Annotated in this window: 8 protein-coding genes and 4 pseudogenes; 2 read left to right on the top strand and 10 right to left on the bottom strand. The window is 72.3% G+C overall.

Features of this window, described 5'->3' with window-relative positions:
• Positions 1-51 precede the first annotated feature (51 nt).
• The 3 genes from MCBG_RS30000 to MCBG_RS29990 all read right to left on the bottom strand — a co-directional run bounded on the left by MCBG_RS30000 (position 52) and on the right by MCBG_RS29990 (position 2570).
• Complete coding sequence (locus tag MCBG_RS30000; RefSeq protein ID WP_043329731.1) at positions 52-855, bottom strand: hypothetical protein; 804 nt, start codon at positions 853-855, stop codon at positions 52-54.
• A 129-nt stretch (positions 856-984) separates the two neighbouring features.
• Positions 985-2091, bottom strand: coding sequence for an SPFH domain-containing protein (locus MCBG_RS29995; RefSeq protein ID WP_043329729.1), 1107 nt, complete (start codon positions 2089-2091; stop codon positions 985-987).
• Between the two features lie 5 nt (positions 2092-2096).
• Positions 2097-2570: an NfeD family protein gene (locus tag MCBG_RS29990; RefSeq protein ID WP_030504273.1), complete on the bottom strand. Its 474-nt coding sequence runs from the start codon at positions 2568-2570 to the stop codon at positions 2097-2099.
• A 98-nt stretch (positions 2571-2668) separates the two neighbouring features.
• Here MCBG_RS29990 and MCBG_RS29985 point away from each other — a divergent pair, with 98 nt between their 5' ends.
• On the top strand, positions 2669-3979 hold the full coding sequence (locus MCBG_RS29985; RefSeq protein WP_043329728.1) for a serine hydrolase domain-containing protein: 1311 nt from the start codon (positions 2669-2671) through the stop codon (positions 3977-3979).
• Positions 3980-4469: 490 nt separating this feature from the next.
• Here the strand turns inward: MCBG_RS29985 and MCBG_RS29980 are convergent.
• Positions 4470-5277, bottom strand: a pseudogene (locus MCBG_RS29980) (DUF3097 domain-containing protein); the annotation flags it as partial.
• A gap of 161 nt (positions 5278-5438) precedes the next feature.
• Here MCBG_RS29980 and MCBG_RS29975 point away from each other — a divergent pair.
• The gene (locus MCBG_RS29975; RefSeq protein WP_030504270.1) at positions 5439-6233 is read left to right on the top strand and encodes a hypothetical protein; all 795 of its coding nucleotides are present in this window, start codon (positions 5439-5441) and stop codon (positions 6231-6233) included.
• A 9-nt stretch (positions 6234-6242) separates the two neighbouring features.
• On the opposite strand, the gene MCBG_RS29970 is transcribed toward MCBG_RS29975, so the two are convergent.
• From MCBG_RS29970 to MCBG_RS29945, 6 genes and pseudogenes are all read right to left on the bottom strand, one after another.
• Entirely contained in the window at positions 6243-7022 is a 780-nt protein-coding gene (locus tag MCBG_RS29970) for an HAD-IIA family hydrolase (protein ID WP_043329726.1), read from the bottom strand.
• Positions 7023-7055: 33 nt separating this feature from the next.
• Positions 7056-8086 (bottom strand): annotated as a pseudogene (locus MCBG_RS29965) (ferrochelatase).
• A 135-nt stretch (positions 8087-8221) separates the two neighbouring features.
• Positions 8222-8989, bottom strand: coding sequence for an enoyl-ACP reductase FabI (fabI, locus tag MCBG_RS29960; protein ID WP_043329725.1), 768 nt, complete (start codon positions 8987-8989; stop codon positions 8222-8224).
• A 23-nt stretch (positions 8990-9012) separates the two neighbouring features.
• Positions 9013-9717 carry a beta-ketoacyl-ACP reductase gene (gene fabG, locus MCBG_RS29955; protein WP_043329724.1) on the bottom strand — a complete coding sequence of 235 codons (705 nt, stop codon included), beginning with the start codon at positions 9715-9717 and terminating at the stop codon, positions 9013-9015.
• A 549-nt stretch (positions 9718-10266) separates the two neighbouring features.
• Positions 10267-11216 (bottom strand): annotated as a pseudogene (locus tag MCBG_RS29950) (VWA domain-containing protein).
• A pseudogene (locus tag MCBG_RS29945) lies at positions 11213-11420 on the bottom strand (DUF58 domain-containing protein); the annotation flags it as partial. The pseudogenes MCBG_RS29950 and MCBG_RS29945, both read right to left, overlap by 4 nt.

The following is an 11420-nucleotide window of genomic DNA, read 5'->3' as shown; positions in this document are numbered from 1 at the left end:
CGCCAGGCAACTGTCAGTTACTTCACGGCGGCCGCCCAGCTGGAGAACCGGTCAACCGGCGCCGAGTGGGCCCTTCGGTGACGCGGGCGGCACCGGAGCGGCGGCGACGCTGGCGGCCGCCGCGTCCCGGGCGATGGTCTCGGGCACCAGGCGGCCGCTGCGGTAGCCGATGCCGATGCCGGCGACCAGCACGAAGATCGCGCCGAACGTCTGCAGCGAGCCGATCAGCGCGCCGCCCAGGCCGAGCAGCGGGGCGGCGATCATCAGCATGGTCCCGTCGCCGTAGGAGAACATCCCGGACCGGGCCACCGACCAGCCGGTCAGGAACCAGCCCACGCTGTAGAGCGTGGCGCCGAACAGCACGATGCCGCGCGCGGTCACGCCGAACACCGGCGTCTGCTCGGCCAGCCCGGCGAACGGCAGCATCAGCACCATCCCGCCGATGCTGGCGAGCAGCCCGGCCAGCGCGACGCGGCGGCAGCGGGTGGCGGCGAGCAGGCCGGTGAGCGCGAGCAGGGCGAGCAGCCCGAGCCACACCGAGGCGACCCAGCCGACCAGGTAGAGCGGCCGGCCGTCGGCCGGGTACGGGTCGTTGCCCACCCCGCCGTCGCTGGCCATCGCCACCAGGCCGTAGAGCACCGCGTACGCGGGCAGCAGCCAGACCGCCGCGCGGGCGAACCGGCGGATCGACCAGGCCCAGGTCGCGTCGGTGGCGGGCGCGCCCGGGCCGGGCTCGGAGACGAACGGCAGGACCCCGAACCCCCCTCCGGTACGCCGGGAGCCGATCGGCCCGGCGGGGTCGTGCGCGCCGGGGACCGGGGTACGGGAGAACAGCCGGTTCGCCGGGTCCTTCATGCGTCACCTCGTTCGCGCCGCGGGTGGCCCGGGACACGCAACGGCGCTCCGGCCCTGCTCACCACCCGTCCTCAAGACCGATGGTGGCAGTCGCCGGAGCGCCGTATGAGGACTTTTCGGATTTGCCGGTCAGCCCCGCTCGCGCTGGTCCGCCGGGTCGTTCACCAGGCTGGCCGGCGACACCGGCTCCGGCGCGGGCAGGCCCTGCGGGGCGTTGCCGCCGGTGGCCTGCGCCTCGGCCACCCGTACCTCGTTGTGGATCTCCTGGGCCGCGACAGCCGCGGCCTGGGCGGCCTCGGCAGCCTCCCGCTCGACCTCGCCGGCGCTGCGGGCGGCCTCCGGCGACGGCACGTCGCCGGCCATGTTGGCCAGCCCGCCCAGCGCGCCGCCCATGCCCTCCAGGGCCTTGGTCAGCTCAGTCGGGACGATCCAGACCTTGTTGGCAGTGCCGTTGGCGATCTGCGGCAGCGCCTGGAGGTACTGGTAGGCCAGCACCTTCTGGCTCGGGTTGGCGGTGTGGATCGCGTCGAAGACGGTACGGATCGCCTTGGCCTGGCCCTCCGCCTGGAGGATCCGGGCCTGCCGGTCACCGTCGGCGCGCAGCACCGCGGCCTGCTTCTCACCCTCGGCGGTGAGGATCTGCGACTGCTTGTGGCCCTCGGCGTTGAGGATCGCGGCGCGGCGGTCCCGCTCGGCGCGCATCTGCTTCTCCATCGAGTCGCGGATGCTCGGCGGCGGCTCGATCGCCTTGATCTCGACCCGGGTCACCTTGATGCCCCAGCGGCCGGTGGTCTCGTCCAGCACGCCGGACAGGTGCCGGTTGATCTCCTCGCGGCTGGTCAGCGCGCGCTCCAGGTCCAGCGAGCCGATCACGTTACGCAGCGTGGTGACGGTGAGCTGCTCGATCGCCTGGAGGAAGTTGGAGATCTCGTAGGTGGCGCGAACCGAGTCGACCACCTTGAAGTAGAGGACCGTGTCGATCGAGACGACCAGGTTGTCGGAGGTGATCACCGGCTGGGGCGGGAAGCTGACCACCTGCTCACGCATGTCGACCTTGGTGCGTACCGCGTCGACGAACGGCACCAGCAGGTTCAGGCCCGGGTTCAGCGTGCGCTTGTACCGGCCCAGCCGCTCCACCACGTCCTGCCGCTGCTGCGGCACGATCCGCACCGCCTTGAACAGCGTCACCACACCGATCAACGCCACCGCGATCATCAGGATCGCCAGAAACTCCATACCGTTCACCTTTTCGCTTCGGGCAGCTCGCCCGGGGTGGAAATGTCGTCCTGCCATACCAGGGCGGTAGCGCCCCGAACCTTGATCACCTGCACCCGCTCACCCTCGGCGTACGAGCGCGTCGCGTCGTACGAGCGGGCCGTCCACAGCTCACCATCGATCTTGATCATCCCGCGCTCGGAGTCGACCGGCTCCAGGACCACAGCGGTGGCCCCCTCCAGCGCCTCCACCCCGAACGGCTGCTCCCCGGTCTCGATCGCCGGCCGCGCGTGCCGCCGGACCACCGGACGGACCACCGCCACCGACAACGCCGACACCACCGCGAAGATCACCGCCTGCAGCGCCACCGGCGCACCGAGCGCCGCGGCGCCGGCCGCGGCGAACGCCCCGACCCCGAACATGATCAGGAAGAGCGTCGTCGTGAAGATCTCGGCGACCGCCAATACCACACCCAGAACGATCCAGAACACGGCGTCCACGAGAACAATCCTGACACGTCAACGCACGTGTCATCGAACTGTCATGATCGCTAGGCTCGGCTCGGCGTACCGCGCCCACCGCCGACGAGGAGGACGAGATGCCCCTGCTGCCCGAGACCGCGCGTCAGGTGGACCTGCTGGTCGCCCGGGCCCAGGCCGAGGGGCGGGGCCCCTCGCTCGCTCTCGGCGTGGTCCGCGACGGCCGGCTGGCGCACCTCGCCGTCGCCGGTGAGACGCCCCGCCCCGACGCCGACCTGCAGTACCGGATCGGCTCGATCACCAAGACGATGACCGCGGTGCTGGTGATGCAGCAGCGCGACGCCGGCCGGCTGTCACTGGACGACCCGCTGGACGCCCACCTGCCCGGCACCCCGGTCGGCTCGGTGACGGTGCGCCAGCTCCTCGGCCACGTCAGCGGCCTGCAACGCGAGCCGGACGGCGACTGGTGGGAGCGGGTCGGGGGCACGGACCTGGACACCCTGCTCGCCGGGCTGACCCCGGACAAGATCGCCTACCCGCCGCACTTCGTCTACCACTACTCGAACCTGGCGTACGGGCTGCTCGGCGCCGCGCTGGAACGGATCACCGGCACGCCCTGGGCGGAGCTGCTGACCGAGCGGCTGCTGGCCCCGCTGGGCATGCGCCGCACCACGTACCACCCCACCGAGCCGTACGCCCGCGGCTACGTCGTCCACCCCTGGCACGAGACGCTGCGGGAGGAGCCGCGCACCGACACCGCGGCGATGGCGCCGGCCGGCCAGCTCTGGTCGACGGTCGAGGACCTGGGCCGCTGGGCCACGTTCCTGGCCGACCCGGACCCGGCGCTGCTCTCCCCCGCCACGCTCACCGAGATGTGCGCCCCCATGGTCATCAACGACCTCGACTCGTGGACCGGCGGGCACGGCCTCGGCATCGAGCTCTACCGGGTCGGCGACCGCGTGTACGTCGGGCACGGCGGATCCATGCCCGGGTACGTCGCCGGCCTGGCCGTGCACCGGCCCACCCGAACCGCCGTGGTCAACTTCGCCAACTCGTACGGGCTGCGCGGCCACCACATCGGCGCGCTCGGCCGGGAAGCGCTCACACTGGTGCTGGACGCCGAACCGGCCGCGCCCGCCCCCTGGCGCCCGGCCGACCCGCCCGCCGCCGACGTGGCCGCGCTGACCGGGCGCTGGTGGTGGATGGGCGGCGAGTACGAGTTCCGCGTCGACGCCGCCGGTGACCTGGTCGGCGGCCAGGTGGGCAGGCCGCAGCTGCGCTTCACCCGCGAGGGCCTGGACCGGTGGCGGGGCCGCTCCGGCTCCCAGGACGGCGAGATCCTGACGGTGATCCGCGACGAAACAGGAACCCCGGTAGCCCTGGACATAGCCACCTTCGTCCTGACCCGAACCCCCGACGAGCTCCCGTAACTCCCGCCCCCGCCCCGCCCCGCCCCCGCCCCGCCGATCTTGCACTTGTGGCCCTCATTTTGCCCCGCTATGCCCGATCCGCGGGGACCACAACTCCATGATCGACGCACACCCGCACCGCTCACCCCGTGATCAAGGAGTTCGCGTCCGCGTTGATCTCCAATTCACCCACAAACTCCTTGATCACCCTTATGGTGTTCCAATATAGTGGCGTTTAAAGGCCATGTAGGCCTATGTCTCTTGTGGGCGGACCGATAAGAGACCACGGCTGAATAATTAACGACCAATCGGCTTGGAGTATGTTTATTGGTTAACGGCATGGGATTGTTAATGTTACCTGCGCCCTCGGCACTTCTTGGTCCAGCCAGTAATCGTGAACACCTTTTCAAAGGTGCGGTCTTGTGCTATGAAGCACGGACCAAACTGAGTTTAAAGGATGTGAAGCCCATAACGGTCGCCCCCGGCCCTCAACAACAACCGACCTCTCAACAGGCTCGGTGACGAAGTCGATCAACCGCTCCATCGCGTTGATCAGCGGCGTCTCCACGTCGGCGAAACTGTCCACCCGGGACAGGATGTGCCGCCACATGTCAGCCGGCTCGGCCACCCCGAGCGCCGCGCAGACGCCCTCCTTCCAGGGCTGCCCCGGCGGCACCACCGGCCAGAAAAAAGATGCCCAGGGCCGCCGGGCGTACCGCCTGCCACACGTCGACGTACGGGTGCCCGGTGACCAGCACGTGCGGCGAGTTGACCCGGGCGACGATCCGGCTCTCCTTCGAGCCGGGCACCAGGTGGTCGACCAGTACGCCGAGTCGGCGGCCGGGGCCGGGCGCGAACGCGCGTACCTCGTCGGCGAGCGCGTCGATGCCGTCCAGCGGTTCCACCACGACGCCTTCGATGCGCAGGTCGTCGCCCCAGATCCGCTCGACCAGCGCGGCGTCGTGCACGCCCTCGACCCAGATCCGGCTGGCCTTGGCGACCTGCGCCCGTACGCCGTCCACAGCGATCGAGCCGGACGCGGTACGGCGGCGCGCGGCGGGCACCGGGGCGCGGGCCGGCCGCCGCAGCGTGACCGGCCGGCCGTCGAGCAGGAACGCGGCGGGAAGCAGCGGGAAGTTTCGCCGTCGCCCGTGCCGGTCCTCCAGCACCACCGCGCCGGTGTCGAAGCCGACCACCGCGCCGCAGAACCCGGAGTCGGCGTCCTCGACCACCAGGTCCGGCTCGGCGTCGACCTCGGGGGTCACCTTCCGTCGCCGCCAGTCGCCGGCCAGCACGTCGCCGTCGTATCGCCCCGCCATGCCGGAGACGCTAGCCACGACCTCGGCGTGTCGCTCGCCGACGCGCCGACCGGGGCGTCATCCGTCGGCACGAAACGGTGCGAAGGGGTTAGTTGGGGGCAGGTCGCGCCACCGGAGCGGCAGCCGAGACAGCAGCGGCGCGGAGCACGTACCCTTTCGGCATGTCCTCCCCCGCAGCGGGCGCGGCCACACTGGCTCCGCGCCGGTCGAGCCGGTTCGTCGCCTGGGTGCGTGCCTGGCGAGCCGGCCTGGTGCCGTTCGACGAGGTGGCCGACGCGGTCGCCGGCGACGAGGAGCACCTGGTCGCCGACGCACCCGGCACCTGGACCGACGTGTCCCTGCGGGAGGCGCTGCCCAGCCTGGCCAAGCACTCCCCGGACGACATCCGCCTGGTGCTGCCCGCGCCGGGCGACCCGCGCGGCCTGCCCGGCCCGGGCGCGTTCGCCGGGGCGGCGCTGGTGGCCGGCGAGGCGGTGGTGGCCAGCGGCATGGGGTTGGTGCCGGAGGTCCGCACGCACACCTCCGGGTCGGGGATGACCTGGGAGACAGTGCTCTGGCGGGTCCACCCGCTGCCGGCGGACGCGCCGAAGGCGTCCCTGTCCACGCCCGGCGCGGCGGAGGCCGAGGCGGAACTCTCCGCGGTGCTCGCCGAGACGACAGCCACGCTGACCCGCCTCGACGTCGCGCAGTGGCGGCCCGAGCTGGCCGGTGCGCTCGCCGCGTTGCGCCGCCCGGACGGAGGCACCGACCTCCCGCCCGGCTTCGACCCGCGGGCCCGCCGGCTGTTCGCGCGCGCCGCCGTACTCGATCGGGTGCTGGCGCTGGCCGGGGAGAGCGCGCCCGGCGGCGCGGTGAACACCTACGAGGCGCAGCAGCGCGACGCGGCGCTGCGGCCGCTGACCACCGCCTGCCGGCAGGCCCTGGTGGCCGCCTGCAACGCGCCGCTGCGGCTGTAGAACCCCGGCTCAGACCTCGTCGATCAGGTCGGCCACCGAGTCGACGATCCGCGACGGACGGTACGGGTACCGCTCGGCCTCGGCCCGGCTGCTGATGCCGGTGAGCACCAGGATCGTCTCCAGGCCGGCCTCCAGGCCGCACAGGATGTCGGTGTCCATCCGGTCGCCGATCATCGCGGTCGACTCGGAGTGGGCGTCGATCGTGTTCAGCGCCGAGCGCATCATCATCGGGTTGGGCTTGCCGACGAAGTACGGGTCGACACCCGTCGCCTTGGAGATCATCGCCGCCACCGAACCGGCCGCCGGCAGCGCGCCCTCCATCGACGGGCCGGTGGCGTCCGGGTTGGTGCAGATGAACCGGGCGCCGTCGTTGATCAGCCGGATCGCCTTGGTTATCGCCTCGAAGCTGTAGGTGCGTGTCTCCCCCAGCACCACGTAGTCCGGGGCGAAGTCGCTGAGCACGTACCCCACCGCGTGCAGCGCCGTGGTCAGCCCGGCCTCACCGATGACGTACGCGGTCCCGCCCGGCCGCTGGTCGGCCAGGAACTGGGCGGTGGCCAGGGCGGACGACCAGATCGCCTCCTCCGGCACGTCCAGCCCCATCCGGGCCAGCCGGGCCTGGAGGTCACGCGGGGTGTAGATGGAGTTGTTCGTCAGCACCAGGAACGGCTTGCCGGAGGCACGCAGCTTCTTGACGAACTCCGGCGCGCCCGGCACCGGCTGTCCCTCGTGCACCAGCACGCCGTCCATGTCGGTGAGCCAGCTCTGCACCGGCTTGCGGTCAAGCATCGTGTCGTCCCCAGGGGTGTCGTCGGGTCGGGCTCAGGGCCGGCGGGCCGGGGGTACGCAGCACAACGCCGGACAGGTGTCCCAGGCCGGCAGTTCGCCGAGCCGACGGCGCAGCCGCTCGCCGTCCGGGGCGGTGCGTTCCAGCACCAGCTCGCGGACCATCGCCACGAACCGCGGGTCGACGCCCGGGGTGCCGGCGCGGACGAAGTCCAGGCCGAGCTGCTTGGCCGTCTCCAGCGCCTCGGTGTCCAGGTCCCACACCACCTCCAGGTGGTCGGAGACGAAGCCGATCGGGCTGACCACGACGCTCGTCACGCCCTGCTCGGGCAGCGTGGCCAGGTGGTCGTTGACGTCCGGCTCCAGCCACGGCACCTGCGGCGGGCCGGACCGGCTCTGCCAGACCAGGTCGTACGCGAGGTCCGGCGCGGCCGCGGCGTGCACCAGCCGGGCGACCTCCTCGAGTTGGGCGGTGTACCGGCCGCCGTGCGGGCCGGCGCTGGCGGCCGCCGACATCGGGACCGAGTGCGCGGTGAAGACCAGCCGGGTGCTGTCCCGCTTCGCGGGGTCGAACTGGGCGAGCGCGGCGCGGACCGCGTCGGCGTGCGGCTCGATGAAGCCGGGGTGGTCCCAGAACTGGCGCAGCTTCTCGATCAGCGGGGCGTCCGGGCCGACCGCGGCGCGGGCCGAGGCGATGTCCTCCTGGTACTGCCGGCAGGAGGAGTAGCCGCCGTACGCGCTGGTGACGAACGCCAGCGCCCGGGTGATCCCGTCGTCGCGCATCCGCGCCACCGTGTCGGGAGCATCGGGTCCCAGTTGCGGTTGCCCCAGTAGACCGGCAGGTCGACGCCGTTGGCGGCGAAGTCCGCGCGGATCGCCGCGAGCAGGTCACGGCACTGCTGGTTGATCGGCGACACCCCGCCGAAGTGCAGGTAGTGCTCGGCGACCTCGGCCAGCCGCTCCGGCGGCACCCCCCGCCCCCGGGTGACGTTCTGCAGGAACGGGAGAACGTCCTCGGGCCGCTCCGGGCCGCCGAAGGAGACCAGCACCAACGCGTCGTACGCCATGGGGTCCATTCTTCCTCGCCCGCCGTGACGGTGTGGCGACGCCCCCTGGTCGGCGCGGTGACCACCCGGGCATGGGGTGTTAAGAAGGGCCCCTTCCTATGCGCGAGGCGTTAAGAAGGGGCCCTTCCTTACATCTCAGGCGCCGATGGCGTGGTAGCCGCCGTCGACGTGGACGATCTCGCCGGTGGTGGCCGGGAACCAGTCCGACAGCAGCGCCAGGCAGGCCCGGGCGGCCGGCTCCTGGTCGGTGAGGCTCCAGCCCAGCGGGGCCCGCTCGGTCCAGGCGTCCTCGAACTGGTCGAAGCCGGGGATGGACTTGGCGGCGATGGTGCGCAGCGGGCCGGCCGCGACCAGGTTGCTGCGGATGCCCTGCTTGCCCAGGTGCAGCGCCAGGTAGCGGGAGGCGGACTCCAGCCCGGCCTTGGCCACGCCCATCCAGTCGTAGACCGGCCACGCCTTGGTGGCGTCGAAGGTGAGGCCCACCACGGCGCCGCCGGAGGACATCAGCGGCAGCGCGGCCATGGCCAGGGACTTGTACGAGTAGGTGGAGACCTGGAGCGCGGTGGCCACGTCCGCCCACGGGGCGTCGAGGAAGCCGCCGCCGAGGCAGCTCTGCGGGGCGAACCCGATCGAGTGCACCACCCCGTCCAGGCCGTCGACGTGCTCGCGCACCTTGTCGGCCAGGCCGGCCAGGTGCTCCTCGCTGGTGACGTCCAGCTCGATCACCGGCGCGGGTTCGGGCAGCCGCTTGGCGATCCGCTCCACCAGGGAGAGCCGGCCGTAGCCGGTGAGCACGACCTGGGCGCCGTTCTCCTGGGCGAGTTTCGCCACCGAGAAGGCGATCGAGGCGTCGGTGATGACGCCGGTGACCAGCAGTCGCTTACCGGCGAGAAGTCCGGACATTGCGTGTCTCCTCCGTGCTCTGCTCAGTGACCCATGCCGAGGCCGCCGTCGACCGGGATGACGGCGCCGGTGACGTAGCCGGCCGCGTCCGAGGCGAGCCAGGTGACGACGCCCGCGACCTCGTCCGGGGTGGCCATCCGCCCGGCCGGGATCGCCTTGCGCAGCTCCGCCTTGCGTTCCTCGGGCAGCCCGGCGGTCATGTCGGTGTCGATGAAGCCGGGCGCCACCACGTTCGCGGTGATGTTGCGGCTGCCCAGCTCGCGGGTGATCGAGCGGGCCACACCGACCAGGCCGGCCTTGCTGGCCGCGTAGTTGACCTGGCCCGCGCCACCGAAGAGGCCGACCACCGAGGAGATGAAGATCATCCGGCCCCACCGGTTCCGGAGCATCTTCGTCGAGGCCCGCTTGGCGACCCGGAACGAGCCGCTCAGGTTGGTGTCGAGCACGCGGGTGAACTGTTCCTCGGACATCCGCATGAGCAGCGTGTCGTCGGTGATGCCGGCGTTGGCGACGAGCACCTCCACCGGGCCCAGCTCGGCCTCGACCGCGGTGAACGCGGCGTCGACCGACTCGGCGTCGGTCACGTCACACCGCACCCCGAACAGGCCCTCCGGGGCCTCGCCGCTCCGGTACGTGACGGCCACCCGGTCGCCCTGCTTGGCGAAGGCCTGCGCGATGGCCAGGCCGATCCCCCGGTTGCCGCCGGTCACCAGCACCGTACGGGCCACGGATCCCCCTCTGCTCCAGTGATCTCTCGGTCCGGTCGGAGCCTAGGGGTTACCGGTAGGTAAGCGCTAACCCGAGCAGGTCACACGCCGGCGCCGCCGGGGTCGGCGGCCGCGCGCGCGACACCCGCACACACCGGTGTACGATCACCGGGTCTGCGGGCCGGTCTGCGCCCGCGTTCCGGGCCCCGCCGACCGTAGGAGGTGATCGCTGTGCGAGATAGCGATCCTCCCAGTCGTGGCCGGGCCCACCGTCAGCCCCGCTGAGCCACGGCTCGGTCGACGCGGCTGACCCGCTTCCCGCCCTCCGCACCGCATCCGCTCTCCGGCGCCCACGCCGGGGCGGCCCTGCCGCGCGGCGGAGCACCCGGTCACGACTTCGTGCGCGTACGCCCCGACCCCCCACGGCCCGCACCGGGCCGACTGTCGCCACGGAGCACACCCATGAGCCGTTACGTCGCCCCCCTGGGTTTCACCCTCGCCGCCGTCTGGGTGGCGGTCCTGTTCGTGCTGGCCGGCGGCGGTCACTGACCACCGCCGGCCGGGCCCGGCTCAGACCAGCCGGGACGTCCAGAGCAGACTCAGCCCGCCCGCGCACAGCGCCAGCAGCAGGGCGACGCCCGCGTACCACTGGGTGATCTCGCGCGGCTCGGTCCGGTAGCCGATCGAGCTGCCCATGTCCTGGTAGACCTGCTTCAGCTCGCTGGCCGACGCGGCCTCGTAGAAGAAGCCCTGGGTGGTCTCCGCGAGCTGGGACAGCGCGGTGCGGTCCACCGGCACCCGCTGGAGCTGCCCGCCGATGTCGACCTGGCCCGAGTCGGTGCCGAACGCGATGGTGGACACCGGCACGTTCGCCGCCTGCGCCGCCGCGGCGGCCTCCTCCACCGACCGGCCGGAGGTCCGGTAGCCGTCGGACAGCAGCACGATCCGGGCCGGCGGGATGCCGGCGGCGCCGTCGGCCGGCACCGAGCGGATCGCCTCCAGGCAGGTGAAGACCGCCTCGCCGGTGGCTGTCGCCTCGGCCAGCACCAGCCCGTCGATGGCGGTGTTCACCGCCGCCCGGTCCTTGGTCGGCGGCACCAGCACGTTCGCGGACTTCGCGAACGACACGAGCCCCAGGTTGTAGCTCTCCGGCAGCTCGCCCACGAACTGCTTGGCCGCCTCCTGCGCCGCCTCCAGGCGGTTCGGCGACACGTCGTCGGCCTGCATCGACAGCGACACGTCGATGGCGAGCATGACGGTTGCCCGCTCCAGCGGCTCGCGGGTGTCGATCGCCGGGCGGGCCAGCCCGGTCGCCAGCACCAGCAGGGCAGAGCAGGAACGCGGTGGCCGCCACGTGCCGCCGCCAGCCCAGTCCCTTGGGCGCGACGGTACGCAGCAGGTCGACGTTTGCGAACCAGCGCGTACTGCCGGCGGTGCAGTTGCCGCCAGACGTACGCGGCGGCGAGGGCGAGCACCGGCAGCACGGCCAGCAGCCACCACGGTTGCAGAAAACGGATCATCGCGTCGTCCCTCGGGTGCGGGCGTGCCGCTGCGCGGCGACGAAACGCACCATGTCCAGCAGCCAGTCTCGGTCGGTACGCAGGCGCAGGTGGGCCGCGCCCGCGGCGCGCAGCTCGGCGGCGATCGCCCCGCGCTGGGCGGCCGCCGCCTCGGCGTACCGGCGGCGCAGTCCCGGGTCGGCGGTCTGCACCTCGTGCAGCTCG

The organism is Micromonospora sp. M42, assembly GCF_000568915.1.
In the GTDB taxonomy this organism is placed as follows: domain Bacteria; phylum Actinomycetota; class Actinomycetes; order Mycobacteriales; family Micromonosporaceae; genus Micromonospora; species Micromonospora chalcea.
The sequence above is the reverse complement of the archived record's forward strand: the minus strand, read 5'-3'. Positions and strand labels throughout refer to the sequence as shown.